Below are 25992 nucleotides of genomic sequence, written 5' to 3'. Positions count from 1 at the left end.
TGCCGCAACGGAGTTGCATTGCCAGCCAGCTTGATGACCCAGCGAGTCAGCCAGGCGGCCGAGGATGAGAATTGTCCCGTGCTGATCAGATCACGGCGGCCAGCAAGGGCGCGGCAAACAGATTCAGCAGGCCGGTCAGGACCATCACCAGGCCCGCCACCGAGCCCTCTTCACCGCCCACTTCCCGGGCGCGACTGACCCCGGCACCGTGAGCACCGACGCCAAACAATGCACCACGGGCCAGGCTGCTGCGCAGCGGCAACCACTTGAGCAACAGCCCGCCGAGAAACGCCCCGAACACCCCGGTGACCATCACGAACACCGCGGTCAGCTCGGGCACGCCGCCCAGGTTCTGCGCCAGCGGCATGGCAAAGGGCGTGGTGATCGAGCGCGGTACCAGCGAGAGGGTCAGCCTGTTATCCAGCGACAATGCCCGGGCCAACCCATAGGAAGTGCCGATGGACGCCGCGCTGCCGGCGAGCATCCCCAGTAGCAACGCCGGGCCATGACGCATGAGCATCTGCCGCTGCTGCCAGATCGGCACCGCGAAAGCCACGGTGACCGGACCGAGGATCAGCATCAACCAGTGGGTATCGCGCGAATATTCGGCGTACGCCGTGTGCAGCGGCACCGCCACCGCCAGCAACACGATCGGCACCAGGATCAGCGGCGACAACAGATAACGACCCGTGCGGCCATATACCCAACGGCTGAACACATAGGCGGCCAGGGTCAGCCCCAGCCAGAACAGGGACATCCCTTCAAGCTTCATGGCGGGCGCTCCAACGACAGACGAACTCGACGGTAAAGGCGGTCGCCAGCATCACCGCCAGGGTACTGACGCCGATCACCAGCAGAATCCGCCAGCCGTCCTGGCGGACCATGGCGCCGTAGTCCAGCAGGCTCATCAATGCCGGGATGAAGAACAGCAACATCTCCGCCATCAATAGCCCGGCCCCCAGTTGCAAGGTGGCAGGCTTGACCCAGCCGCTGGCGAAGGCCAACAACAGCAAGGCGAGACCAATCACCCCACCGGGAATCGGCCAGTGGCTCCAGGCGGCGAACAACGTGCCCAACTGATAGAGCCCCAGCAACACGGCCAGTTCGGCGAGCAAGCGGCAGGATTTTCTCAGCAACAGACGGTTCATCGGATTCGGTCCTCTCAGAACACCGATTTTAAAGTTGTCGCTACCATCCCGAAAGCGAATTGTTAGACTGACAGCCATTCCACTTTGGAATCAGACCATGGAATTCAAGCAGCTGCGCAGCTTTATCGAAGTGGTCCGTCAAGGCGGCTTCACCCAGGCGGCGAAAACCCTGCACATCAGCCAATCGGCGGTGAGCAAGCAGGTCGCCCAACTCGAACACGACCTCGGCACGCCGTTGCTCGACCGCCAAGGCTCGCGAGTCCTGCTGACCGCAGCCGGGAGTGTGGTCGTGCAGCGGGCCGAAGCCATGCTGCGCCTGCGCAACGAGTTGCTCAGCGAACTGGATGACCTGAGCCACCTGGCACGGGGTGAACTGCGTCTGGGTTTGCCGCAACTGGGCGGCGAGGCCCTGTTCGCCAGCCTTTTCGCCGAGTACCGGCGGCGTTACCCGAATATCAGCATTCATCTGTTCGAAGGCGGTAGCCTGACCATCGAGCCGGCAGTGCTGAATGGCGAACTGGAACTGGGGTGCGGCCTCAAACCGAGCGATCCGGCGTTCGACCATCAGCCGTTTTGCGATGAGCCGCTGGACGTGCTGCTGGCGACCGATCATCCACTGGCCGAAGAAGGTTCCATCCGCCTGGAGCAATTGGCCGATACGCCGTTTCTGCTGTACCAGCGCAGTTTCGTCCTCAATCACCGCTTGATGGAGGCCTGTCGGCAAGCCGGGTTCACCCCCAAGGAGAGCGGGCGCAGCGGCCAGGCGGACTTCCTCGCCGCGCTGGTGGCCGCCGGGCAAGGCGTGGTGCTGCTGCCCAGTGTGGTCGCGCGTTCGCTGATACGGCCCGGGGTGGTGCGCCTGACCTTGAGTTCACCGAGCGACCTGCGCTGGGACATCACCTTTATCTGGCGCCGCGGCGCCTACCTGTCCAAGGCCGCCCAGGCCTGGCTGGCGCTGGCGCGCGAGCGACCCAGCCTCAGCGCAATGCGCTGATGAACTCGGCCAGCCAAGGCTCGGCGTCGGTTTCCGGGGTGACGCTTTCACTGGCATCCAGGCGCAGCATGTCCTGGACTTCCCGTACGCCCAGCTCGGCAAACAGCTCACGGATCAGTTCGCCGCCACCGCAGAACGTGTCGCCGTAGCTGGAGTCACCCAGGCCGATCACCCCGCCCGGCAAGCCGCGCCACGCCGCGGGCAACTGATCGCGGATGGCGTTATACAAGGGTTGGAGATTGTCCGGCAATTCACCCATGCCGGTGGTGGCGGTCACGGCCAGGAAAGCCTGCGGGGCGAAGGCCTGGATATCGGCGAGGGTCGCCCGCGAGTTGTGCCAGGCTTCAAAACCGGCTTCGCGAAGGACTTTTTCAGCGTGGCGGGCAACTTCTTCGGCGGTGCCGTAGACCGAGCCGGAAAGGATGGCGACTTTCATCAATCTGATCCTGATGCTTGATAAAAAACCCAGGATACCAGCAGATGAGAGACTTTCTCACAAAACCCGCCCTTCGCCGCCAGCAAATGGGATGGATTATTCAAGACGATGCCTTAAACTTCGCCGGACATGTCAACGGAATGCGGGGGGCTTTGAACGATGATAAATCCCAAACTGCTGCAAATGGTGATTGACGCCTCGAATGACGGCATCGTGGTCGCCGAACAGGAAGGTGAAGACCATATCCTGATCTACGCCAACCCGGCGTTCGAACGCCTGACCGGTTACACCAACGAAGAGATCCTCTACCAGGACTGTCGCTTCCTGCAGTCGGGCGACCGCGACCAGCCGGCACTGGAGCTGATCCGCGAAGCCCTGCACACGCGCAAGCCGTGCCGGCAGATCCTGCGCAACTATCGCAAGGACGGCAGCCATTTCTGGAACGAACTGTCGCTGTCCCCGGTGTTCAACCAAAGCGACCAGCTGACCTACTTCGTCGGCGTGCAAAAAGACGTGACGGTGCAGGTCAAGGCGCAACAGCGGGTGGCCCAGCTGGAAGCGCAACTGGCCGAGGTCCAGGCCGAACTGGATGCACTGAAGGCAGCCGGCGGCACTGCGCGATAAACCTGGCGCAATCCTCCAGCCGCTCAAAGAAGACGCCTGATGTTCGATCAGGTGTCGAGCCGGCCCGCCAGCAACTGCTGCAAGCGCCGGCGCATCAGCCGGCCGTCGTTACCCAGGCAACCGATGCTCGACCCTTCCAGGCGCTCCTGCAATAGCTCCGAGACATCCCCGGCCAACATCACCGCGCAGTCCACCGACAGCGCCAGACGGTTGAGGCGGCGTGGCAGATCGGACAGTGGCGAGCGGTTGGAATACAGCACCAACGCCTCGGGCCGGACCTTTTCACAGACCAGGGTCAGTTCATCGAAGGGCTGGCCGACGGCCAGGACGCTGACGGAGCGGTCGCCATCACCCAGCAACAGGCCGGCCACCAGCAATTCGAGTTCACGGCATTGATCCGGTAACGCCGCCAGCACAATGCGCTGGGAGGGCAGACCGCGCACCAGGTGCAGACGCTGCAGAACACGCGCACGCAGGAAGGTATCGAGAAACAGCCACTCGCTGGCCTGGCCGAACTCACCACCCTGCTGCAAGCGCTGCCACAGCGGCAGGAGGATATTCTGGAACACCACGGTCAGTGGATAACTGGAAAACACTTGCCCGTACAGACGCTCAAGGGCCGGCTCGTCGAAAGCGCTGACCGCCACGCGCAATTGCGTCTGCCAGTCGTCCCATTCCGCCTGGGCAATCGATTGCGCCGCAATGCCGGAAGGGGTGTGGATGGGCTGGGCCTGGGCGCTGGTTTTCGCCAGGATCTTGCCGACCTTGCTCACGGCCACGCCGCGCTCGATCCATCCCATGATGGTGCGGACCGTCTCGATATCGCTCATGGCATAGAGGCGATGCCCACTTTCGGTGCGCGTCGGTTGAATCAGACCGTAGCGCCGCTCCCACGCCCGCAGGGTGACCGGATTGACGCCGGTCAGGCGCGAGACCTCACGAATGGGGAACAACTCTTCCTGTTTCAGCGCCCGCAACAGCGGCGCGGCAGGTTCAAGTTCGGTCATGACGGGCATCTGTCACACATTTATGAATAGGATTGACAGATATTCTAGCCCAATGGATCCAGATCCCTGCAAATCATACGCAATACGACTCACTGTCTTGGTGCATTTCCCGGAATAGGGAATAATTCTTGCCTGTCCACAAGCGCAGCCCACCACCCCGGCGCTGCGTTGCGCATCGACCCTACCCGGGCGGCATGCTTGTCTTACGGAGATACATAATGTCTACCTCACCCGTCACCATGATGGTTGCCCGGCGCGTTGCCGATGGCCGCTACCAGGACATGCTCGCCTGGTTGCAGGAGGGCGAATTGCTCGCCACCGACTTTCCCGGTTACCTGGGCTCCGGCGTGCTCGCCCCGCCGCCCGGTGACAACGAATTCCAGATGATTTTCCGCTTCAGCGATGCCGCGACCCTGGGCGCCTGGGAGCACTCCGCCTCGCGCAAGGCCTGGCTGGTGCGTGGCCGCGACCTGTTCGCCGGACCGCAGGAGCGGCGGGTCAGTGGCATCGACGGCTGGTTCGGCGCCGCGGGCCAACGGCCGCCGCGCTGGAAGCAGGCGGTGGCGATCTGGCTGGCGTTCTTTCCGGTGTCATTGCTGTTCAACTTTGGCCTCGGGCCATTGCTGGCCGAGTTGAGCCTGGTGCCACGGGTCCTGGTCAGCACCCTGGTGCTGACTCCGCTGATGGTCTACTTCTTCATTCCACTGTCGACCCACCTGCTGGCGGCTTGGTTGAACAGCCCAAAAGCCTTGCCATTGCCGGGCGATACCGCCGCTGCCCGGCATTGACGGTACGCGGTAGCCGGCTTGGCAGTTGTACAAGCGGTGTGGCTGGTATAGTTTTGACTTCAACGTCAACCGATGCCCCTTCACCGCTTGCCACGAGCCTTCGATGCCACCGTCTTCTGCCCCGATCCTGATTACTGGCGCCGGCCAGCGTGTCGGCCTGCATTGCGCAGAGCGACTGCTGGCCGACGGCTACCCGGTGATCTTCAGCTATCGCAGCGAGCGTCCCGGCGTCCAGGCCCTGCGCGACCTTGGCGCGACTGCGCTGTTCGCCGACTTCTCCAGCGAAGCCGGGATCCTGGCCTTTATCGAGACGCTGAAGCAGCATACCGACAGCCTGCGGGCGATCATCCATAACGCCTCGGCCTGGATCAGCGAAAGCCCCGGCAACGAAAGCACGGCGTTTACCCAGATGTTCAGCCTGCACATGCTAGCACCCTATCTGATCAACCTGCACTGCGCCGAGTTGCTGGAACGCTCGCCGCTGGCCGATATCGTGCACATCAGCGACGATGTCACCCGCAAGGGCAGCAGCCAGCACATGGCCTACTGCGCCAGCAAGGCCGGCCTGGACAACCTGACCCTGTCCTTCGCGGCCCGCTACGCGCCACGGATCAAGGTCAACGGCATCGCCCCGGCCCTGCTGATGTTCAACCCCGACGACGACGCGGCGTACCGCGCCAGGACCCTGGCCAAATCGGCCCTGGGTATCGAGCCCGGAGCCGGGGTGGTCTACCAGAGCCTGCGCTACCTGCTGGACAACCCGTATGTCACCGGCACAACCTTGACCGTCAACGGCGGCCGGCACCTTAAATAAGCCGCCCCGCGAGGAACCCTTTCCATGAGTGCCACATTGCCCGAGCATTACCGCGAAATCCTTCTGGGGCTGGGCGAAAACCCTGACCGCGAGGGCCTGCTGGACACCCCGAAACGGGCCGCCAAGGCCATGCAATACCTGTGTCACGGCTATGAGCAGAGTCTCGACGAGGTGGTCAACGGCGCGCTGTTCGCCTCCGACAATGACGAGATGGTCATCGTCAAGGACATCGAGTTGTACTCGCTGTGCGAACACCACCTGCTACCCTTCATCGGCAAGGCCCATGTCGCCTACATGCCCACCGGCAAGGTCCTGGGGCTGTCGAAGATCGCCCGGATCGTCGACATGTTCGCCCGCCGCCTGCAGATCCAGGAAAACCTCACCCGGCAGATCGCCGACGCCATCGAGCAAGTCACCCAGGCCGCCGGCGTGGCGGTGGTGATCGAAGCCCAGCACATGTGCATGATGATGCGCGGTGTGGAAAAACAGAATTCGACCATGAACACCTCGGTGATGCTCGGCGCCCTGCGCGACTCGAGCACCACTCGCATGGAGTTCCTGCAACTGATTGGACGGAGCAAGTAGTAATGCCACAACTTCAACCAGGCATGGCGCGCATCCGGGTCAAGGACCTGTGCCTGCGGACCTTTATCGGTATCAACGAGGACGAGATCCTCAACAAGCAGGATGTGCTGATCAACCTGACCATCCTCTATGCGGCCCAGGAAGCGGTACGCGACAACGACATCGATCACGCCCTGAACTACCGCACCATCACCAAGGCGATCATCCAGCATGTGGAGGGCAACCGCTTTGCCCTGCTCGAACGCCTGACCCAGGAACTGCTGGACCTGGTGATGAGCAACGAAGCCGTGCTGTATGCCGAGGTCGAAGTCGACAAGCCCCACGCGTTGCGGTTTGCCGAATCGGTGTCGATTACGCTAGCGGCGAGCCGCTAGGGCTGCGAGCGGTAAGCTTTAAGCTGCAAGCTGATCGCTTTTTACTTGCGGCTTGCAGCTTGAAGCTCGAAACTGCTCGCTTTGCGAGCCCTCTTAATGACCACGCAAGAACGCCTCGAACTCGAAGCCGCCGCCTTCCGCCGGCTGGTCGCGCACCTGGACAGCCGCAAGGATGTGCAGAACATCGACCTGATGAACCTCGCCGGGTTCTGCCGCAACTGCCTGTCCAAATGGTACAAGGCCGAAGCCGACGAACGCCAGATCGAAGTCAGCCTCGACGACGCCCGTGAAGTGATCTACGGCATGCCCTATGCCGAGTGGAAAGCCCAATACCAGCAAGAAGCCAGCGCCGAACAACAGGCGGCGTTCGCCAAAGGAAAACCCCATGATTAGGCGCTTGCTAAGTGTTAGGTGGTCGATCTCCGCTCATGAAATGAGCTGCATACATAAAATTGTTGCCGCGAACCGAGAAGATTGGAGCAATGCAATGCCTACCAGCTACTACTTGGCGTGAAGTGCACCGCTGCGGCAGCTTGGCCGGCGATCGGAGCACTGAGCTTTGTGTACGTAGCGCCGACAATGGGCTTTAAGAAGCGTGAGTTTTCGGTTAGCGGCAACACCCAGCAGCACAGCGGCCCGGCGCGATACGCAGCGCAGGCACTTCTTCCGCCCGTTCAGCACTGCGTACACGGTGCTGGGGGGGTGAAGTCGTTCTGCTCTGCCCGTTTTTTGCGGGCAGTCCAAGCTTTTGCAGCCGCTCGCGCGCTGCTTTGCACGCTTGCTCAGTGGGGTAGCCGTTCGGCATAGTGCGGTTTCGTGTGATGACGCGGTGATACTGGTTCAGATATTTGATCCTGAAATTGCCTGAGGTTCAAAAAAATGGCTATCGGCGTTCGGCTGAAGGAAGAAAGGTCGCGCCTGGGTCTTAATCAGACCAATATGGCTGCGGCCGGCGGGGTGGGTAAAACCACTCAGATCAATTACGAGAAAGGATCGGGAGCGCCGGATGCGTTTTATCTGGCAGCTGTGGGCGCTTGGACGTCGACGTGCTGTACGTCGTAAGTGGAGCACGGAAACCGCTCCCGGCGGACAGCATCAGCGCCGCCGAGGCGGATCTGCTCGAACACTTTCGCCTGCTGCCAGATGGTGAGCAGGGCTACACCAGGACGATGATTGCAGCGCTGGCCAGCAATTTATCTCACCCTATTGGGAAATAAAAATGCTGTAGCTAATGGATGTTTAATTCGTTAGTTAAGGAGAACTAAAATGAGCAACGGGCAAGCTTTATATGTATTAATCGGCGCGTTAATTGGCCTGCTTTTTCTTCCTTTGGTCGAGTTCGTAAAACACAGAACTCAGCAATATCTGACTAAGAAAAAATTATTGCTCAAGTGTGCGGACATTAAAATCTCCCTAGTTTGGCAGTTGAATATGCTGGACAGCACCATGAAAAATCGACGTCTTTTTATATCGCAAGGGGAACACTCTGTAGAGTCTTATAGTGTGCCCAGTTTCGTTTTTCCAGAACTCATCGCTGATTATGAAAACGCTTACTCCGTTCTCTCACCAGGTCAGAGAAAAGCGTTCTTGGTGCTCGTTGCGCTGCAAAAAGGTGTTGAGTCGTGCTCTAAAAGCTGGTCGTCTGATCAGGGTGAAGAATCTAAAATTAAAAATGAGCAGTTCAGTGCTGAATGCAATATCAACAAAGAAGCTGAGGTGCTAGGTAGGTTGAGGGAATTGGAAAAAATATTTTATAAAAAATACTTATCGACTGAGACTAAAATGTTTAGCACAGCAATTTGGATGCACTATGTTTTTGAGGAGTTTACTCAGGACACCTTTGTAGAAAAAAGACCAGCATACGATGCTGCGCTTACTTTTTTTGTCAAATCTGCCGCACAGCAAAGTAACGTTGAGCAGCATTAAACTTTATAGCTTTGATCGTCAACTAAAACAACCAACACTTTCAAGGATGAACATGTCCACTCTTTCCCCCCTAAAAATCAAAATCGACTCAAACGTTCTCAATCACTTGGGAATCGGCCTGTACAGCAACACTCCAGCGGTTTTGACCGAGATAGTTGCGAATGCTTGGGACGCAGATGCCGAAAATGTTTTCATAGAATTAGGTAATGGTGAGATTACCATCACCGATGACGGTCATGGAATGGATTATGGTGCTCTTCAAGATAAGTTTCTTACAGTGGGATATGCGCGCCGCAATAATGGGGAAAGCATCACCCCGAAAGGCCGACAGTGTATGGGGCGTAAAGGGATTGGTAAGTTAGCCATGTTTTCATTGGCAAACGATGTAACCCTTTACAGCCGAATGGCTGGCCACACGCAGCATGGGTTCAAAGTTTTGGTTGATGAGCTAGCCACTACCATCGAGCGAAACGGAGAGTATTTTCCTGAGCCGAAGGTCGCGCCACATGAAATTGAAATACAAAGTTCGGGCACCGTCATCAAGCTTGAAGCGCTCAACAAGAATCTGACCTCCGCCACCGAGTCCTTTCTTCGTAGGCGGATAGCCCGGCGTTTCAGTGTGATCGGTGAGTCACACGACTTCAAAATTCATGTCAACGGTACGCCCATCACTCTCGCCGACAGAGGGTTCTATCCTGACATCCAGTTTGTATGGACTTTCGGGAACGCGGAGGCTTCAACTCTAGCGCTTTGTGCCAATCATGTGAAACATCATCATTTTGATGGGGTTACTGTAGCTGGGGCCGTAGTCAATGGCTTCATAGGCAGCGTTGTTGTGCCCGAACAGTTGAAGAAGGATGACGATAATAATAATGCCATTACCTTATTGGCCAATGGGCGTATCTTTGAAGAAGATATTCAGAAACGAATTGATGACTCTAAGGTTTTCAATAGTTACCTTGTTGGCGAGCTTCAATATGACGTTCTGGATGCTAACGGCCAGAGGGATATAGCCGTAAGTAGTCGCCAGGGGGTACAGGAAAATGATCCCCGCTTCCAAGAGTTTATGGGATACATAAGAACTAGGCTCAAGAATATCGCTTCCGATTGGGATGAATGGCGCAGAGAATTAGGCTCTGCAGAGTTGGTAGATGAGTTCCCTAAGCTGGAAGAGTGGATAGAAAGTCTTAAGCCGAATTTTAAGAAAAAAGCCAAGCAGCTGATCAATAAAATATACACCATGCGTTTCAATGGTACTGCTGCTGAGCAGAAAAGCCAAAAGCGTGAAATTTTGAAAGCGCAGATATTAGCGTTCGAGAAATTGAAGGTTCAAGATAATATCGAAGCAATTGAGTCGATAGACATCGAAAAAAATATTAGCGGTTTTCGGGAGGTTATGGTTACCGTTGAGGATATCGAAGCCGCTATGCAGATGGAGGTGATCGAACAAAGGTTGAGTGTTATCAGGAAGCTTGATCAGCATAAGGAGCAACAGGTCAAAGAGCGCGTAGTCCAAGATCATATATATAAGCATCTATGGTTGGTTGACCCTTCATGGGGGTACAAAGAGAAACCAACAGAATATGAAATGACGCTTACCAACTATCTGAAAAGGATTTGTCCGGAGGCTGAGGCAGGTGCAAGGTTAGATATTGCATATACGAGCACTGCTAATAGATTCATCGTTCTGGAATTAAAAAAGCCAGGCCTCACAGTTGGTATGGATGCTCTGATTGAGCAAGGTACTAAGTACTCGCGTGCGCTCAAGCAGTATTTTCATGAGAATCCCGCATCCAGTCCATTTCCCGGCGGCCCTCCTATGATCGATATTGTTTTCATCGTTGAGAAACAGCCGGTGTATTCGAATTTCCTGGCAGAGGAATACGACTCTCGAATGAAAATAATGAATGGCAGTATTCGCACATACAGTGATCTCGTTAACCAGGCTACTCGTATCTATGAGGACTACATTGCCGCCTCTCACCATGCTGGCCGAATAAAGGGCATTGTCGATGGCCTCTGAGGGGCCGTTCAAGCAAAGTGGCATCATGCGCGCCGTACGACGTGCTCATACAAAGCCCGAGGTGCTCGTTCGCAAGGCGATGCACGCGCTCGGGCTTCGCTTCAGGCTTCACGCCAAGTCGCTCCCAGGTTCGCCAGATATTGTTCTAGCGAAGCATCACGCCGTAGTTTTCGTGCATGGTTGTTTTTGGCATCGCCATCCTGGTTGTAAATACGCTACGACGCCCAAGACTCGCCCGGAGTTCTGGACTCCGAAGTTCGAAGGAAACGTAGCGCGAGATGCTCGAAAGGAAGCCCAACTGCAGGAGCTGGGCTGGCGTGTGCTGATCGTGTGGGAATGTGAAACGAAGGACTTAGTAGCTTTGGACGTTCGGCTCAGGCGCGAATTCGGCCTCCCGCCTGCTGCGCCTCGTACTCCCTGACATGATTCATCAGGCTTTCGCCGATAACTTCACCTAAACGGACGGGCACCGCGTTGCCGATCATGCGGCCCACTGCCTTGAAGGTGATGTTTTCGGGCTCCATAAAGACATAGTCGTCTGGAAAGGATTGCAGGATCGCTGCCTCGCGAAGGGATATCGCACGGTTCTGGATGGGATGGCCAAAGCGGCCATTGCCAAAACCGAAGCAGAGAGTGGTCATGGTAGGGCCCGGCTCATCCGCTCGCATGCGTCCATAAACGCTGGCGTAAGTCTTCCCACTCTCCTTGCGATGACATTCGGCGACCAGTTCCTTCGGCCAGTCTCGCCAGGTGCCACCAGGTATCGAATGGGTTATTCGCCGGAAGTTAAGCAGAGATAGGGTCGCTGCTCGATGAAGTGGGTCATTCGGGTCGCACTGACCTGCTGCGATACGTGGCAAGTGCCTTATCACGCTCTCCACCGATACGTGAGTATCTTTGTGGGTTGGTGGAATGATGCTGATGGGCAGGCCCAATTTCGATGCCAAAAGCACGTGCCTGCGGCGCTTTTGAGGCAGGCCGTAATCGACGCATGAAACACGCCCGTCCCAAATCTTGTAGCCCTTATTTTCGATGCTTTTGACGAAGTCGCGGTAGACCTGGTGCTTGGTTACGTCGGGAACGTTTTCCATCGTCACGAGGTGAGGTTCGGTTTCCTCTATTAGGCGCGCGAAATGGTACAGCAGCGGCCATTTACGATCGGTACGGGTATCCCTACCTTGGTTATACGTAGAGAAGGGTTGGCAGGGAGCGCAACCTGCGAGGAGGCGGTAGCGTTCGGGGCGGTACCAGCCGAGAAGCTGCTCGGCGGTCACGTCCTTTACGTCGCAAGCGACGAAAGCCGCACGGTTATTTTCGTGATAGGCGTATTCGCATTGGGCTTCGATGTCGTAGCCCGCCCGCACTGCAATTCCGGCATTGAGCATGCCGGCGGTCAGTCCGCCAGCACCACAGAAAAGGTCAACTGCATCGATCATGGGGAGATATCTTCTTTCGAGCGTGGCGCATTTTACTCATCGCTGACGTCATGTCGAGTGCTTCAGTCAGGCCAACCGTCTTGCAGGCGAAGCTCCAGCTCGTCTTTGAGTCGAACCCCTGCAGGGAAGTCGGTGATTTCGAAGCCGACGAAGCTGGCGGCGTCTTGCTCAACGTATTCGATGATGACGAAATCCCACTTGAACCATCCGTGTTTGGTTTCCAACTCGAATGGGTAAACGATCCTAGCCCCTTCATTTCCCGAGTTGTCGATCTCATAAGCGTCGAGCTGCTCAATGGCTTCCGCTGGTAGAGGGTATTCGACGCCTTGGTGTAGATAACTGCCATCGGCGCATCGTTCGATCCAGAACATGGTGTTCCTCCTTGTGATTCGTTAGTGCGTGATGATCGAGCACGACCGCTGCGGCGTCAACCTCCACGGCGGACTATAGGACGGCCGTACCGTGAAAGTCGCTGAGCTTCGTCAATTTCGCGACTATGTAGGGGCAGGCTCATTCTCGTCACTTCACTAGCCAACCCTGATACAGGGAACAGGAAAAACGTAAACACGGATTGGGGGCACCTAAAGCGTCCGCTTTCGGCTGCGGCCCTTCGTGACAATCCGGTTTCGGCAGATCATGGCTACCATGCATCCTGTTCAAGTCCAACGCAAACGCCTGGTCAGTTCAAATGCAATGGGTGGCCAAGTCCGTGCAATTACCCAGCTTGCACTGGTTCGAAATGACTTCAGAAAAAGCAAAAAAAGTTACTATATGTAAGTCCCTGAATACGCGTGTGAATATCACATGTAACAGTTAAGAAGGATCCAGAAATGATGAGTGATTTGAACACCCTGCGCGCCAGCCTCAACAGCGGCGAACATGTTTTCGCCGAGACCCTGGCCTTCGTTGCCGCCGGTTACGACTATCAGCCGCAAGCCTTCAACAACGGTGGCGTGGAAAACGCCGCCGGGCAGAACGAAGGCTCGTGCAAGACCCTCGGCCTGGCGCTGCTGGAAGGCTTGAGCGATCAGGAAGCGTTGCTGGCCTTCGGCGAGCATTACCGTTCGGTACTGGCGACCCCGGAAGGCAGCGATCACGGCAATATCCGCGCGTTGATCGAACACGGCCTGGCCGGTGTGACCTTCACCCAGGCACCGCTGACCCGGCGCTGATTCGGGGCCCGGCACGCACATCGCGATTTTTAAGATTGACCCGGCGACTTTATTTCGTTTGCCGGGGACCGCTGCTCACGGCTTAGATAAAAAGAAGTCTTCCTTCTTCGAGTCAGGCATCCATGAGCAGCGAAACCATCAGTCAGTCGATTTCCATCGTTCACCCGATCAGCCTCAGCCACGGCAAAAACGCCGAGGTCTGGGACACCGCCGGCAAACGCTATATCGATTTTGTCGGCGGCATCGGCGTGCTCAACCTCGGCCATTGCCACCCGCGCATCGTCGAGGCCATTCGTGAACAAGCCACCCGGCTGACCCACTACGCGTTCAACGCCGCCCCCCATGCGCCCTACCTCGAACTGATGGATCGCCTGACGGCGTTTATTCCGGTGACTTACCCGGTCAGCGGCATGCTCACCAACAGCGGCGCGGAGGCCGCGGAAAACGCCCTGAAAATCGTCCGTGGCGCCACCGGCCGCACGGCCGTCATCGCCTTTGACGGCGCCTTCCACGGCCGCACCCTGGCCACCCTCAACCTCAACGGCAAAGTCGCCCCCTACAAACAGAAAGTCGGCGTGCTGCCGGGGCCGGTGTATCACCTGCCCTTCCCCAGCGCGGACAACGGCGTGACCTGCGCCGAGGCGCTGAAAGCCATGGAACGGTTGTTCAGTGTCGAGATCGACGTCGAGGACATTGCCTGTTTCATTCTCGAACCGGTGCAGGGCGAAGCCGGCTTCCTGGCGCTGGACGTGGAGTTCGCCCAGACCTTGCGACGCTTCTGCGATGAGAAAAACATCCTGCTGATCGCCGATGAAATCCAGTCCGGCTTCGGACGCACCGGCCAGCGTTTTGCGTTCTCGCGACTGGGGATCGAACCGGACCTGATCCTGCTCGGTAAAAGCATTGCCGGCGGTGTACCACTGGGGGCGGTGGTCGGACGCAAGTCGCTGCTCGACACCTTGCCCAAGGGCGGGCTGGGCGGCACCTATTCAGGTAACCCGCTTGCCTGCGCCGCGGCACTGGCAACCCTCGACGAAATGACTGACGCGAACTTGCACGCCTGGGGTGCGCAACAGGAAGAAGCGCTGGTCAGCCGTTACCAAGCCTGGCAAGCCAGCAAGCTGTCGCCCTATCTGGGACGCTTGACCGGTATCGGCGCCATGCGTGGTATCGAGTTGATCAATACCGACGGCAAACCTGCGTCGGCGCAGTTGACGCAATTGCTCGCCCTGGCCCGCGAGGCCGGCTTGCTGCTGATGCCCAGCGGCAAGTCGCGGCACATCATTCGCCTGCTGGCGCCCTTGACCACCGAAGCAGCGGTGCTGGAGGAAGGGCTGGATATCCTTGAGGCCTGCCTGGCCAAGCTGGCCTGAAACCCGCGGGCATAAAAAAACCGGCCGCGGCCGGTTTTTTTATGGCGACGCAATCAGAACGAAGCGTTCTGCAGGTCGTCGAGGTAGCGCTCGGTGTCCAGGGCCGCCATGCAACCGGCACCGGCCGAGGTGATGGCCTGACGGTAAACGTGGTCAGCCACGTCACCGGCGGCAAACACACCTTCCACGCTGGTCGCGGTGGCGTTGCCTTCACGGCCGCCCTGCACCACCAGGTAGCCGTCTTTCAACGCCAGCTGGCCTTCGAACAACGAGGTGTTCGGGGTGTGGCCGATGGCGATGAACACGCCATCGACGGTCAGTTCGTCGAAGCTGCCATCGTTGTTCTTCAGACGAGCACCGGTCACGCCCATGTTGTCGCCCAGCACTTCGTCCAGGGTGGCATTCAGCTTGAGGATGATCTTGCCTTCGGCCACACGGGCGTGCAGCTTGTCGATCAGGATCTTCTCGGCACGGAAGGTTTCACGACGGTGAACCAGGGTCACGGTGCTGGCGATGTTGGCCAGGTACAGCGCCTCTTCCACGGCGGTGTTGCCACCACCGACCACGGCAACCGGCTTGTTGCGGTAGAAGAAACCGTCGCAGGTGGCGCAAGCGGAAACGCCCTTGCCCATGAAGGTCTCTTCCGACGGCAGGCCCAGGTAACGGGCGCTGGCGCCGGTGGCGATGATCAGTGCGTCACAGGTGAAGGTGCCGCTGTCGCCCACCAGGGTGTACGGCTTCTTCGCCAGGTCCACGGCGTTGATGTGGTCGAAGACGATTTCGGTCTCGAAGCGCTCGGCGTGCTCTTTCATCCGGTCCATCAGTGCCGGGCCGGTCAGACCGTGCACGTCACCGGGCCAGTTGTCGACTTCGGTGGTGGTGGTCAACTGGCCGCCGGCCTGCATGCCGGTGATCAGCAGCGGCTTGAGGTTGGCGCGGGCGGCATAGACCGCGGCGCTGTAACCGGCAGGGCCGGAACCGAGAATAATCACTCGCGAATGGCGTACTTCAGACATGACTCACTCCTATCGACCGCCCGTCAACTACCGGTGCGGAACGCCGGCGGACCGGCTGGAATAAAAAAAGGACTGCGAAAGCACTTGGGGAAGGCTTGTAGCACACAGTCCTGAAAAATAATGAGGTGCAGCGTATCGAGGAGACGAAGATTAAGGAAATACGCAATAACAATCCAGCTCATAGCAGGTCTCTATCCTGAACGGTGTTCTCAGGACGCCTTTGTTACCGCAAATGTCGAACCTTTCACCGCCCCGGCAAAGTCGGTAAGGTCGGCGCGTTTTCCCTCTTTCGGAGCACGTTATGCCCGCACCCGTCCTGTCCGGCCCGCAATATCTGCGCGAGGGCCTGAAGCTGGTCCTGAGCCCGGGCCTGCGCCTGTTCGTCCTGATGCCGCTGGCGATCAACCTGGTGCTGTTTGTCGGTTTGATCTATCTGGCCGGTCATCAATTCAGTGTCTGGGTCGACGCCCTGATGCCGACCCTGCCGAGCTGGCTGGGTTTCCTCAACTACATCCTCTGGCCGCTGTTCGTGGTGCTGGTGCTGTTGATGGTGTTTTTCACCTTCACCCTGATCGCCAACGTGATAGCCGCACCCTTCAACGGTTTTCTCGCAGAGAAGGTCGAAGTGGTGGTGCGCGGCACCGACAATTTCCCGGCCTTCAGCTGGGCTGAACTGCTGGCGATGATCCCCCGCACCCTGGCGCGGGAAATGCGCAAGCTGGGTTACTTCCTGCCGCGGGCCATCGGCTTGTTTATCCTGTCGTTCATCCCGGTGGTGAACATCATCGCCGCGCCGCTGTGGCTGCTGTTCGGGGTCTGGATGATGGCGATCCAGTACATCGACTACCCGGCGGACAACCACAAGCTGAGCTGGAACGGCATGCTCGCCTGGCTGCGGCAGAAACGCTGGCAGTGCATGAGCTTTGGCGGGGTGGTCTACCTGGTGCTGCTGGTGCCGGTGGTCAACCTGCTGATGATGCCGGCGGCGGTGGCTGGGGCGACCTTGTTCTGGGTGCGGGAGCGCGGCGAAGAAGCCGTGGCCGGCGAGAAGCGCTGAGGCGGTACAACGCTGCCTCGTCATAAATCCATCATCAAACAGCCACAGTGTCGCAACCGCCCGGGGCGACACTGTAAACATGACGACAGCTCTGCATATCACCCTGATCACCGAAACCTTCCCACCGGAAATCAATGGCGTGGCCAATACCCTTGGCCGATTGTGCGACGGATTGCGCGCCCGCGGGCATCAGATCGAACTGGTACGCCCGCGCCAGAGCTGTGACCAATCCCGCCCCAGCGATACCGAACTGCTGCTTTGCCGTGGCTGGCCGCTGCCCGGTTACCCCGGCCTGCAGTGGGGGCAGTCGTCGATGCACAAGTTGCTGCGGCGCTGGAAACGCCAGCGGCCGGACGTGCTGTATATCGCCACCGAAGGCCCCCTCGGCTTGTCGGCCCTGCGCGCGGCCCGGCGCTTGGGGATTTCGGTGGTCAGCGGTTTTCACACCAACTTCCAGCAGTATTCCCATCAATACGGCATGGGCTTGCTGACACGGGTACTGACCCACTACCTACGCTGGTTCCATAACCGCTCCAAGTTGACCCTGGTCCCCAGCGTCAGCCAGCGCATGGAGTTGGAGCGACGGCATTTCGAGCGCCTGGAACTGCTCTCCCGCGGCGTTGACAGCCTGCTGTTCCATCCCGCCAAGCGTTTGAGCGCCCTGCGCGATGGTTGGGGGCTGGCGGAGGGCGATATCGCGCTGCTGTATGTCGGGCGACTGGCAACCGAGAAAAACCTCGGTTTGCTCAAACGCAGCTTCGAGCGTCTGCGGGAAAGTTATCCACAGCGGCAGATGAAGTTGATCGTGGTCGGCGATGGCCCGCAACGCGGCACGTTGGAAAAGGAACTCCCCGAGGCGATTTTCTGCGGCACGCAACGGGGCGAGGCCCTGGCCTGCCACTATGCGTCGGCGGATCTGTTTTTGTTCCCCAGCCTGACCGAAACCTTCGGCAACGTGGTGCTCGAAGCGCTGGCATCAGGGTTGGGCGTGGTGGCTTACGATGAGGCTGCTGCTGCCCAGCATATCCGCCATGGTTACAACGGCGTGCTGGCCATGCCGGGTGACGAGGATGCGTTCTGCGATGCCGCCTGCTGGTTGCTGGAAGGCCGGGAGACCTTGCGCAATGTTCGCCTCAACGCCCGCCAGCATGCCAGCCGGCAAGGCTGGGGGGCGATTGTCGAGCAGTTCGAGAAGCAGTTGCGCGGGGCTTGTGACGCGCCGCCTATCGCGCAACGCGTCCCGGCCCTGCCTGTGGATGCCATTGCGACAAACGGCATCCTGAAAACCCCGCGAAACCTGTAGGCGGGTTAAACCAAACTCATCAACGCCTCACGGCTGAACGGCAGGATGTCCTGCTCGCGGCCGTCACGCACCTTCACCGCCCAATCCGGGTCCACCAGCAGGGCACGGCCCACGGCAACCAGGTCGAACTCGTCATTGCCCAGGCGCTCCAGCAGGTTTTCCAGGCTCGCCGGCTGGGCCACCTTGTCGGTGTTGACCATGAACTGCAGGAACTCGCCGTCCAGGCCGACGCTGCCCACGGTAATGGTCGGCTTGCCGGTCAGCTTGCGGGTCCAGCCCGCCAGGTTCAGCTCGGAACCTTCAAACTCAGGCTCCCAGAAACGCCGCGTGGAGCAGTGGAAAATATCCACACCGGCGTCGGCCAACGGCTTGAGGAACTCACCCAGGGCCTCTGGCGTCTGCACCAGGCGGGCGCTGTAATCCTGCTGCTTCCATTGGGAGAAACGGAAGATGATCGGGAAGTCCGGCCCGACCGCCGCACGCACGGCCTGGATCAGTTCGATGGCAAAACGCGAACGGTTGGCCAGGCTGCCACCGTACTCATCAGTACGCAGGTTGGTGCCTTCCCAGAAGAACTGGTCGATCAGGTAACCGTGGGCGCCATGGATTTCGACACCGTCCATGCCGATGCTCTGGGCATCACGGGCCGCCTGGGCGAATGCCGCGACCACCTCGTCGATGTCCTGTTTCGTCATGCCGTGCACCACGACCTGACCGTCCTTGAGCTTCTCGCTCGGACCATAACCCGGCACGCTGGCATCCGGCTCGGTGCCCAGGCGCCGTACGTTACCCACGTGCCAGAGTTGCGGAACGATTTTGCCACCTTCGGCGTGCACCGCATCAACGACCTTTTTCCAACCGGCCAGGGCCGCTTCACCGTAGAAGTGCGGCACGTTCGGATAACCGTTGGACGCCTGGTGACCGACGGTGGTGCCTTCGGTGACGATCAGGCCGACACCGGCCGCCGCGCGCTTGCGGTAGTACTCGATGACTTTCGAATTGGGCACGCCGCCCGGGGAAAACGAACGGGTCATCGGCGCCATGACCACACGGGTCGGCAACTCCAGCGCGCCAAGATGGAAAGGTCGGAACAGAGCTTTAACGGGCATGGGAGCACTCCACGGCGCAAGGGAAATTTATGATCAGGATAATATTCCGTCACAAAGGCGCCGCCCAGTACTATTGATCCGAGTGATGACAGGGGTAGGAGCGAGCTTGCTCGCGATGAGCGTCGACCGGCTGCTCCTACAGGAAGCAGGAGCAGCCATCCTGAATCAGGACAGCCTCAAGCCAGGGCTTTCTCGATCGCATGGATCACCGCCGGATCATCCGGTGCGGTACGCGGCGAGAACCGCGCCAGTACACGGCCGTCCTTGCCCATCAGGAACTTCTCGAAATTCCAGGTGATATCCCCAGGGAACTCCGCGCCCTCGCCCGCCAGCAGCCGGTACAGCTGGTGACGGTCATGACCGTTGACCTCCAGCTTGCTGCTCAAGGGAAAGCTCACCCCGTAATTCAGGCTGCAGAACGCCTGGATCTCCGCTTCGGAGTCCGGCTCCTGCCCGGCAAACTGGTTGCACGGCAGGCCCAGCACACTGAAGCCCTGGTCCTTGTATTGCTGATAGAGGTTCTCAAGGGCGGCATACTGGGGCGTCAAGCCGCACTTGGAAGCTACGTTGACCACCAGCACTACATGCCCTTTGAAAGGCGCCAGCGGCAGTTCCTGACCGTCCAGCGCTTTTAGTGTCAGATCGTGAAAAGCACTCATGACGAACTCCCGTTTTTCCCGGACTCATACGCGAACATTGTTGCCTGACAGCCTGACCGGTTTCCAGTTAAAAACCGCAGCTGACTAAAAAAGGCGCCCGTGGGCGCCTTCCAACTACCAGAGCTTAGCAGCAGAAATCAGTGGTGATGGCCGCCTTCGCCATGGACGTGACCATGGGCCACTTCTTCCTGGCTGGCATCACGGATTTCGATGATCTTGACCTTGAAGTGCAGACGCTGGCCAGCCAACGGGTGGTTGCCGTCAACGGTGACATCGTCGCCGTCCAGATCGCGGATGGTAACGATCTGCATCTGGCCGTCCGGCGCCGAAGCGTGGAACTGCATGCCGACTTCCAGCTCGTCGACACCTTCGAACATGCTGCGGCTCAGGGTGCTGACCAGTTCAGCGGAGTATTCGCCGTAGGCGTCTTCCGGCTCAACAGCCACGTCCAGCTCGTCGCCGACGTTCTTGCCTTCCAGGGCCTTTTCCAGACCTGGGATAATGTTGCCGGCACCGTGCAGGTAAACCAGCGGAGCGCCGCCGGCAGAGCTGTCGATGACCTCACCAGCATCGTTGGTAAGGGTATAGTCGATGGAGACAGCCTTGTTGGCAGCGATCGTCATTATGAGCGAGACCTTTTGCATAGGAATAAAGAGCGGACAAGTCTAAACAAGGATTCGTCCGAAAGCGAACTGAACCCGGACAGACGGGCCAAGAGCATGCCTGTAACCCTTATCGGTTTTCATCAGGATGAGGACGGGCACTGGGTCGCCGAGCTTTCCTGCGGCCATACCCAGCACCTGCGCCATCAACCGCCCTGGCAGTCGCGCGCCTGGGTGCTGGATCCGCTGCAACGCGCGGAAAAAATCGCCCAGGCCTTTGAATGTGGTTGGTGCGCTCAGGGCTCGGTTAACGATAACCTTGGCGACTGAATTTCGCAGACAGCCAAACATAGGCCGTCGCACTTGCGCTTCCTCAAGAGAATACGCATGCAAACTTTTTTTATCGCGCCCACCGATTTTGGTGTGGGTCTGACCTCGATCAGCCTCGGGCTGGTTCGTACATTGGAACGCGCCGGCCTGAAAGTCGGCTTTTTCAAACCCATCGCCCAGCCCCATCCCGGCGACCTGGGCCCGGAGCGCTCCACCGAACTGGTGGCCCGCACCCATGGCCTGAAACCGCCACAGCCCCTGGGCCTGGCCCATGTCGAGCGGATGCTCGGCGACGGCCAGCTCGATGAGCTACTGGAAGAAATCATCACCCTGTACCAGCAGGCTGCCGTCGGCAAGGACGTGCTGGTGGTCGAAGGCATGGTGCCGACCCGCAGCGCCAGCTACGCGGCACGGGTCAACCAGCACCTGGCCAAGAGCCTGGATGCCGAGGTGATCCTGGTCTCGGCGGCGGAACACGAGGTGCTCAGCGAGCTCTCCGGCCGGGTGGAATTGCAGGCGCAGCTGTTTGGTGGCCCCAAGGACCCGAAAGTGCTCGGCGTGATCCTCAACAAGGTCCGTACCGACGAGAGCATGGCCGACTTCTCCGCCCGCCTGAAGGAGCATTCACCGCTGCTGCGCAGTGGCGACTTCCGCCTGCTGGGCTGCATTCCGTTCCAGCCGGACCTGAATGCGCCACGAACCCGCGACGTCGCCGAACTGCTCGGGGCCCAGGTGCTCAACGCCGGGGACTACGAACAGCGGCGGATGAACAAGATCATCATCTGTGCCCGTACGGTGCGCAACACCATCGACCTGCTCAAGCCCGGCGTACTGGTGGTGACCCCCGGCGATCGCGACGACATCATTCTCGCCGTGAGCATCGCCGCGATGAACGGCGTGCCCCTGGCCGGCCTGTTGCTGACCAGCGACACCCTGCCCGATCCGCGCATCATGGAACTCTGTCGCGGCGCCATGGCGGCGGGGCTGCCGGTGCTGTCGGTGAGCACCGGCTCCTACGACACCGCCAACCAGCTCAACGGCCTGAACAAGGAAATCCCCATCGATGACCGCGAGCGCGCGGAGATCATCACCGACTTCGTCGCCGGGCACCTCGACGCCCACTGGCTGCACCAGCGCTGCGGCACCCCACGGGAAATGCGCCTGACGCCGGCGGTGTTCCGCTATCAGTTGATCCAGCGGGCCCAGGAAGCCAACAAGCGTATCGTCCTGCCCGAAGGCAGCGAGCCGCTCACCGTCCAGGCCGCCGCCATCTGCCAGGCCCGGGGCATTGCCCGCTGCGTGTTGCTGGCCAAGCCGGCGGAAGTCGAAGCGGTGGCTCGGGCCCATGGTTTCGAACTGCCGCCGGGGCTGGAGATTCTTGATCCGGACCTGATTCGCGGGCGCTACGCCGAACCCATGGTGGCCCTGCGTAAAAGCAAAAGCCTGAACACGCCGATGGCCGAGCAGCAACTGGAAGACACGGTGGTGATCGGCACCATGATGCTGGCGCTGGACGAAGTCGATGGGTTGGTCTCCGGGGTTATCCACTCCACCGCCAACACCATCCGCCCGGCCCTGCAACTGATCAAGACCGCGCCAGGTTGCACACTGGTCTCGTCGGTGTTTTTCATGCTGTTCCCGGACCAGGTGCTGGTCTATGGCGACTGCGTGATGAACCCCCATCCGTCGGCGGCGGAACTGGCGGAAATCGCCCTGCAAAGCGCCGACTCGGCCCAGTCGTTCGGTATCACGCCACGGGTGGCGATGATCAGCTACTCCAGCGGCGAATCGGCCAGCGGCGAGGAAGTCGAGAAAGTCCGCGAAGCCACCCTGCTCGCCCACGAGTCCCAGCGCACCTTGCTGATCGACGGCCCGTTGCAGTACGACGCCGCGGCCAATGAAACCGTGGCCCGGCAACTGGCGCCCAACAGCCAGGTGGCGGGACGCGCCACGGTGTTCGTGTTCCCCGACCTGAACACCGGCAATACGACCCACAAGGCGGTGCAACGCAGCGCCGACTGCGTCAGCCTGGGACCGATGCTGCAAGGCCTGCGCAAACCGGTCAACGACCTGCCGCGTGGCGCCCAGGTGGACGATATCGTCTACACCATCGCCCTCACCGCGATCCAAGCCGCCAACCGACCTGTGGATATCTAGACCATGCTCGACTTTCTCCCGGCGCCCGTGCGTGGCGTCATCGCCTCGCTGCTGCTGGCGTTGAACACCATCCTGCTGTGTTCATTCCTGTTCTGCGTGGCCCTGCTCAAGGCCCTGCCCTTTGCCCTGGCCCAGCGTCTGAGCCATTGGCTGATGAACCACACCCACGAGGCCTGGATCAGCAACAACAAGGCCTGGATGCAACTGGTGCGGCGGACCCGCTGGCAGGTCAGCGGCCTTGAGGGCCTGGATTACCAGCACTCTTACCTGGTCACCAGCAACCACCAGAGCTGGGTCGACATCATGGTCCTGCAGTACCTGTTCAACCGGAAGATCCGCCCACTAAAGTTCTTTCTCAAGCAGGAGCTGATCTGGGTGCCAGTGATTGGCCTGGCCTGGTGGGCCCTGGGCTTTCCGTTCATGAAACGTTATTCCAAGGCCTACCTGGAGAAGCATCCGGAGAAGAAAGGCAAGGACCTGGAAACCACCCGCAACACCTGTGCGAAGTTTCGCAACAACCCTGTGGGTATCTTCAACTTTGTCGAGGGGACACGGTTCACGGCGGGCAAGCATGCCCAGCAGCAATCACCGTTTCGTTATCTGTTGAAGCCCAAGGCCGGCGGCATCGCGTTTGTGCTGGATGCCATGGGCGAGCAGTTGGAGTCCATTGTCGACGTGACCATTCATTATCCGGGCGGCAAGCCGGGGTATTGGGATTTATTGTGCGGCAATGTGCGCGAGGTGGTGGTGAAGGTCGCGGAGTTGAAGATCCCGGCGCAATTCATCGGGCGCAACTATGACCAGGATGTCGAGTACCGGGCGGAGTTCCAGGCTTGGATCAACCGGTTGTGGGAAGACAAGGATGAGATGCTGGAGCAGATGCATCGCGAGTATCCCGTCAAGCGCTGAGGTGCCCCCTTTGTGGCGAGCGGGCTTGCCCGCGCTCGGCTGCGCAGCAGTCGCAAAACCGATCACCGTGTTCTACCTGACATACCGCGATCACTGGTTTTAGGGCCGCTTCGCGTCCCAGCGCGGGCAAGCCCGCTCGCCACAATTAGCATCCCGGCACTCGCAAAAAAGCCCGCAGCCGATCACTCGACTGCGGGCTTTTACTTGCAGCTTGGCGCTTGAAGCTTACCGCTGCTTCTCACCTATATCGCACCACGCTCACGCAACAGTTCCAGGACTTTCTTCACACTGTCTTCCAACGACAACGCCTGGGTGTCCACCACCAGATCGGCGTTCAACGGCACGTCGTACGGGAACGACTCGCCCGGAATGTTATCGCCACCGGCCGCGTACAGCCCTTGGGGATCACGCTCCTGGCAAGCCTGCGGCGAAGCCTGGACATAGACCGTCAACATACGTTCGCTGCCGATCAGCGCCTTGGCCTGTTCACGGCCTTCGGCATCCGGTGCAACGAACGCAGCCAATGTCAGCAGGCCAGCCTCGTTGAACTGACGCGCCACGTGGGCGGCACGGCGCCAGTTCTCGGTACGCCCGGCACGGTCCTGCGGCAAGCCCTTGTTCAGGTCATGACGCAGGTTCTGGCCGTCCAGCACGAACACCGCACGACCCAGGTCGAACAGCTTGCGCTCAACGGCATAGGCCAAGGTGCTCTTGCCCGCGCCCGACAAACCGGTGAACAGCACCGTCGCCGGTTGCTGGCCGAAACGCTGGGCGCGTTCCTCGGTAGCCACATGGGCCAGCTTGCCGTGATGGGTGGCGCTGCCATGGGCCAGCGGCTGGGCGACGATCATGCCGGCGCCGACGGTGCCATTGGTCAGGCGGTCGATGATGATGAACGCGCCGGTGGTGCGGTTGCTCTCGTAACCGTCCAGGGCAATCGGTGCATCCAGGGCGATCTTGACCTTGCCGATCTCGTTCAACTGCAAGGCGCTGGCCGGACCTTCTTCCAGGGTGTTCACATCGACCTTGTTGACGATGCTGGCAATCGAACCCGGCATGTAGCTGGTAGCGCGCTTGATGTCGTATTTCTTGCCCGGCAGCATCGGCTCTTCGGCCATCCACACCAGCATGGCTTCGAAGCTGTCAGTCACCGGCGGCACGTTGTCGGCATGCACCAACAGGTCACCACGGGAGATGTCGATCTCGTCTTCCATGGTCAAGGTCACGGCCTGGCCGGGACCGGCGCTTTCCAACTCGCCCTCGAAGGTGACGATGGACTTCACCCGGCTGCTCTTGCCCGACGGCAGCACGACCACGTCGTCGCCTTTCTTCACGATGCCGCTGGCCAGGGTGCCGGCAAAACCCCGGAAGTTCAGGTTCGGCCGGTTGACGTACTGCACCGGGAAACGCAGGTCGGTGAAGTTGCGGTCACCCGCCACTTCCACGGTCTCGAGGATTTCCATCAGCGACTGGCCGGTGTACCAGGGCGAACGCTCGCTCTTGTTCACCACGTTGTCGCCCTTCAGGGCCGACATCGGCACGAAATGCATGCTGGTCGGCTTCAGCTTCAGGCCTTCGGCGAACTTCAGGTAGTCGGCCTTGATCGACTCGAACACGCCCTGGTCGAAGTCCTTGAGGTCCATCTTGTTGATGGCGACGACGATGTGCTTGATCCCCAGCAACGAGGCGATAAAGCTGTGGCGACGGGTCTGAGTCTGCACGCCGTAGCGAGCGTCCACCAGGATGATCGCCAGGTCACAGGTGGAAGCACCGGTGGCCATGTTGCGGGTGTACTGCTCATGGCCGGGGGTGTCGGCGATGATGAACTTGCGCTTGGCGGTAGAGAAATAGCGATAGGCGACATCGATGGTGATGCCCTGCTCACGCTCGGCCTGCAGGCCGTCGACCAGCAATGCCAGGTCAATGTCGTCACCGGTGGTGCCGACTTTCTTCGAATCGCGGGTGATGGCTTCCAGATGGTCTTCGTAGATCATCTTGGAGTCGTGCAGCAGGCGCCCGATCAGGGTGCTCTTGCCGTCGTCGACGTTGCCGCAGGTCAGGAAACGCAGCAGTTCCTTGCGCTCGTGCTGGCCCAGGTAGGCGAGGATGTCCTCGCTGATCAAATCAGATTGATGCGACATGCTTAGACC

At 59.5% G+C, this 25992-nt stretch carries 29 protein-coding genes and 1 pseudogene; 19 read left to right on the top strand and 11 right to left on the bottom strand.

Annotation, left to right across the window (positions count from 1 at the left end; all coding sequences use genetic code 11):
* Positions 1 to 85: 85 nt before the first annotated feature.
* Both HX866_RS00880 and HX866_RS00875 read right to left on the bottom strand, forming a co-directional pair.
* The gene (locus tag HX866_RS00880) at positions 86 to 772 is read right to left on the bottom strand and encodes an LrgB family protein (protein ID WP_177137745.1); all 687 of its coding nucleotides are present in this window, start codon (positions 770 to 772) and stop codon (positions 86 to 88) included.
* Complete coding sequence (locus HX866_RS00875) at positions 762 to 1148, bottom strand: CidA/LrgA family protein (RefSeq protein WP_177093171.1); 387 nt, start codon at positions 1146 to 1148, stop codon at positions 762 to 764. Before HX866_RS00875 ends, HX866_RS00880 begins: the two co-directional genes overlap by 11 nt.
* Before the next feature lie 97 nt (positions 1149 to 1245).
* Here HX866_RS00875 and HX866_RS00870 point away from each other — a divergent pair, with 97 nt between their 5' ends.
* Entirely contained in the window at positions 1246 to 2142 is an 897-nt protein-coding gene (locus HX866_RS00870; RefSeq protein WP_177093172.1) for a LysR family transcriptional regulator, read from the top strand.
* Here HX866_RS00870 and HX866_RS00865 read toward each other — a convergent pair.
* Positions 2126 to 2578 (bottom strand): flavodoxin, encoded by a 453-nt coding sequence (locus tag HX866_RS00865; RefSeq protein ID WP_177124633.1) that lies wholly within the window; start codon positions 2576 to 2578, stop codon positions 2126 to 2128. The genes HX866_RS00870 and HX866_RS00865 overlap by 17 nt on opposite strands.
* Positions 2579 to 2622: 44 nt before the next feature.
* Between HX866_RS00865 and HX866_RS00860 the strand changes: the two genes are divergently transcribed.
* Complete coding sequence (locus tag HX866_RS00860; protein ID WP_177093174.1) at positions 2623 to 2772, top strand: hypothetical protein; 150 nt, start codon at positions 2623 to 2625, stop codon at positions 2770 to 2772.
* Positions 2738 to 3202: a PAS domain-containing protein gene (locus HX866_RS00855; protein WP_177093175.1), complete on the top strand. Its 465-nt coding sequence runs from the start codon at positions 2738 to 2740 to the stop codon at positions 3200 to 3202. The genes HX866_RS00860 and HX866_RS00855 overlap by 35 nt, the downstream gene beginning before the upstream one ends.
* Positions 3203 to 3249: 47 nt before the next feature.
* Here the strand turns inward: HX866_RS00855 and HX866_RS00850 are convergent, their stop codons facing one another.
* On the bottom strand, positions 3250 to 4218 hold the full coding sequence (locus HX866_RS00850; protein ID WP_177093176.1) for a MerR family transcriptional regulator: 969 nt from the start codon (positions 4216 to 4218) through the stop codon (positions 3250 to 3252).
* 209 nt (positions 4219 to 4427) lie between these two features.
* Between HX866_RS00850 and HX866_RS00845 the strand changes: the two genes are divergently transcribed.
* The 9 genes from HX866_RS00845 (at position 4428) to HX866_RS00805 (ending at position 11140) form a co-directional block, all read left to right on the top strand.
* Positions 4428 to 4997, top strand: coding sequence for an antibiotic biosynthesis monooxygenase (locus tag HX866_RS00845; protein ID WP_177093177.1), 570 nt, complete (start codon positions 4428 to 4430; stop codon positions 4995 to 4997).
* A gap of 103 nt (positions 4998 to 5100) precedes the next feature.
* Positions 5101 to 5811: a dihydromonapterin reductase gene (gene folM, locus HX866_RS00840; RefSeq protein ID WP_177137744.1), complete on the top strand. Its 711-nt coding sequence runs from the start codon at positions 5101 to 5103 to the stop codon at positions 5809 to 5811.
* Between the two features lie 24 nt (positions 5812 to 5835).
* Positions 5836 to 6396, top strand: a complete 561-nt coding sequence (folE, locus tag HX866_RS00835; RefSeq protein WP_100941739.1) for a GTP cyclohydrolase I FolE — start codon at positions 5836 to 5838, stop codon at positions 6394 to 6396.
* A 2-nt stretch (positions 6397 to 6398) separates the two neighbouring features.
* Complete coding sequence (gene folX, locus HX866_RS00830) at positions 6399 to 6770, top strand: dihydroneopterin triphosphate 2'-epimerase (RefSeq protein ID WP_042935429.1); 372 nt, start codon at positions 6399 to 6401, stop codon at positions 6768 to 6770.
* Between the two features lie 96 nt (positions 6771 to 6866).
* Entirely contained in the window at positions 6867 to 7163 is a 297-nt protein-coding gene (locus HX866_RS00825; RefSeq protein ID WP_371319205.1) for a DUF1244 domain-containing protein, read from the top strand.
* A gap of 641 nt (positions 7164 to 7804) precedes the next feature.
* Positions 7805 to 7987, top strand: coding sequence for a Cro/Cl family transcriptional regulator (locus tag HX866_RS34630; RefSeq protein WP_371319204.1), 183 nt, complete (start codon positions 7805 to 7807; stop codon positions 7985 to 7987).
* A 49-nt stretch (positions 7988 to 8036) separates the two neighbouring features.
* Positions 8037 to 8696, top strand: coding sequence for a hypothetical protein (locus HX866_RS00815; RefSeq protein ID WP_177137742.1), 660 nt, complete (start codon positions 8037 to 8039; stop codon positions 8694 to 8696).
* Positions 8635 to 10719 (top strand): BbrUII/HgiDII family restriction enzyme, encoded by a 2085-nt coding sequence (locus HX866_RS00810; RefSeq protein WP_177137741.1) that lies wholly within the window; start codon positions 8635 to 8637, stop codon positions 10717 to 10719. The genes HX866_RS00815 and HX866_RS00810 overlap by 62 nt, the downstream gene beginning before the upstream one ends.
* Positions 10709 to 11140 (top strand): very short patch repair endonuclease, encoded by a 432-nt coding sequence (locus HX866_RS00805; protein ID WP_177137740.1) that lies wholly within the window; start codon positions 10709 to 10711, stop codon positions 11138 to 11140. Before HX866_RS00810 ends, HX866_RS00805 begins: the two co-directional genes overlap by 11 nt.
* On the opposite strand, the gene HX866_RS00800 is transcribed toward HX866_RS00805, so the two are convergent.
* Positions 11094 to 12155: a DNA cytosine methyltransferase gene (locus tag HX866_RS00800; RefSeq protein WP_177137739.1), complete on the bottom strand. Its 1062-nt coding sequence runs from the start codon at positions 12153 to 12155 to the stop codon at positions 11094 to 11096. The two genes, HX866_RS00805 and HX866_RS00800, sit on opposite strands and share 47 nt — an antisense overlap.
* A gap of 62 nt (positions 12156 to 12217) precedes the next feature.
* Entirely contained in the window at positions 12218 to 12526 is a 309-nt protein-coding gene (locus HX866_RS00795; RefSeq protein ID WP_177137738.1) for a hypothetical protein, read from the bottom strand.
* A gap of 462 nt (positions 12527 to 12988) precedes the next feature.
* Here HX866_RS00795 and HX866_RS00790 point away from each other — a divergent pair, with 462 nt between their 5' ends.
* Together HX866_RS00790 and HX866_RS00785 are read left to right on the top strand one after the other, a co-directional pair.
* Positions 12989 to 13327: a HopJ type III effector protein gene (locus HX866_RS00790; RefSeq protein ID WP_177093180.1), complete on the top strand. Its 339-nt coding sequence runs from the start codon at positions 12989 to 12991 to the stop codon at positions 13325 to 13327.
* A gap of 122 nt (positions 13328 to 13449) precedes the next feature.
* Complete coding sequence (locus tag HX866_RS00785) at positions 13450 to 14700, top strand: 2-aminoadipate transaminase (protein ID WP_177137737.1); 1251 nt, start codon at positions 13450 to 13452, stop codon at positions 14698 to 14700.
* Between the two features lie 53 nt (positions 14701 to 14753).
* Here the strand turns inward: HX866_RS00785 and trxB are convergent, their stop codons facing one another.
* Complete coding sequence (trxB, locus tag HX866_RS00780; protein WP_177093182.1) at positions 14754 to 15716, bottom strand: thioredoxin-disulfide reductase; 963 nt, start codon at positions 15714 to 15716, stop codon at positions 14754 to 14756.
* A gap of 301 nt (positions 15717 to 16017) precedes the next feature.
* Here trxB and cysZ point away from each other — a divergent pair, with 301 nt between their 5' ends.
* Positions 16018 to 16773 carry a sulfate transporter CysZ gene (gene cysZ, locus HX866_RS00775; protein WP_177124626.1) on the top strand — a complete coding sequence of 252 codons (756 nt, stop codon included), beginning with the start codon at positions 16018 to 16020 and terminating at the stop codon, positions 16771 to 16773.
* 79 nt (positions 16774 to 16852) lie between these two features.
* A complete protein-coding gene (locus HX866_RS00770; RefSeq protein ID WP_177093184.1) occupies positions 16853 to 18076 on the top strand; it encodes a glycosyltransferase family 4 protein in 1224 nt (407 codons plus the stop codon).
* Positions 18077 to 18081: 5 nt separating this feature from the next.
* On the opposite strand, the gene HX866_RS00765 is transcribed toward HX866_RS00770, so the two are convergent.
* The 3 genes from HX866_RS00765 to HX866_RS00755 form a co-directional block, all read right to left on the bottom strand.
* On the bottom strand, positions 18082 to 19185 hold the full coding sequence (locus tag HX866_RS00765) for an NADH:flavin oxidoreductase (RefSeq protein ID WP_177124625.1): 1104 nt from the start codon (positions 19183 to 19185) through the stop codon (positions 18082 to 18084).
* Positions 19186 to 19361: 176 nt separating this feature from the next.
* Positions 19362 to 19844, bottom strand: a complete 483-nt coding sequence (locus HX866_RS00760; protein WP_177093186.1) for a glutathione peroxidase — start codon at positions 19842 to 19844, stop codon at positions 19362 to 19364.
* Between the two features lie 137 nt (positions 19845 to 19981).
* Positions 19982 to 20467, bottom strand: coding sequence for an FKBP-type peptidyl-prolyl cis-trans isomerase (locus HX866_RS00755; RefSeq protein ID WP_177093187.1), 486 nt, complete (start codon positions 20465 to 20467; stop codon positions 19982 to 19984).
* Between HX866_RS00755 and HX866_RS00750 the strand changes: the two are divergent.
* The 3 genes and pseudogenes from HX866_RS00750 (at position 20436) to HX866_RS00740 (ending at position 23842) form a co-directional block, all read left to right on the top strand.
* Positions 20436 to 20776 (top strand): annotated as a pseudogene (locus tag HX866_RS00750) (DUF3565 domain-containing protein). The gene HX866_RS00755 and the pseudogene HX866_RS00750 sit on opposite strands and share 32 nt — an antisense overlap.
* A 57-nt stretch (positions 20777 to 20833) precedes the next feature.
* Complete coding sequence (pta, locus tag HX866_RS00745; protein WP_177137736.1) at positions 20834 to 22933, top strand: phosphate acetyltransferase; 2100 nt, start codon at positions 20834 to 20836, stop codon at positions 22931 to 22933.
* Positions 22934 to 22936: 3 nt separating this feature from the next.
* Entirely contained in the window at positions 22937 to 23842 is a 906-nt protein-coding gene (locus tag HX866_RS00740) for an acyltransferase (RefSeq protein WP_177137735.1), read from the top strand.
* 242 nt (positions 23843 to 24084) lie between these two features.
* On the opposite strand, the gene cysN is transcribed toward HX866_RS00740, so the two are convergent.
* Positions 24085 to 25983, bottom strand: a complete 1899-nt coding sequence (gene cysN / locus HX866_RS00735) for a sulfate adenylyltransferase subunit CysN (protein WP_177137734.1) — start codon at positions 25981 to 25983, stop codon at positions 24085 to 24087.
* Between the last annotated feature and the right edge of the window lie 9 nt (positions 25984 to 25992).

The organism is Pseudomonas gingeri (assembly GCF_013386165.1).
In the GTDB taxonomy this organism is placed as follows: domain Bacteria; phylum Pseudomonadota; class Gammaproteobacteria; order Pseudomonadales; family Pseudomonadaceae; genus Aquipseudomonas; species Aquipseudomonas gingeri_C.
The sequence above is the reverse complement of the archived record's forward strand: the minus strand, read 5'-3'. Positions and strand labels throughout refer to the sequence as shown.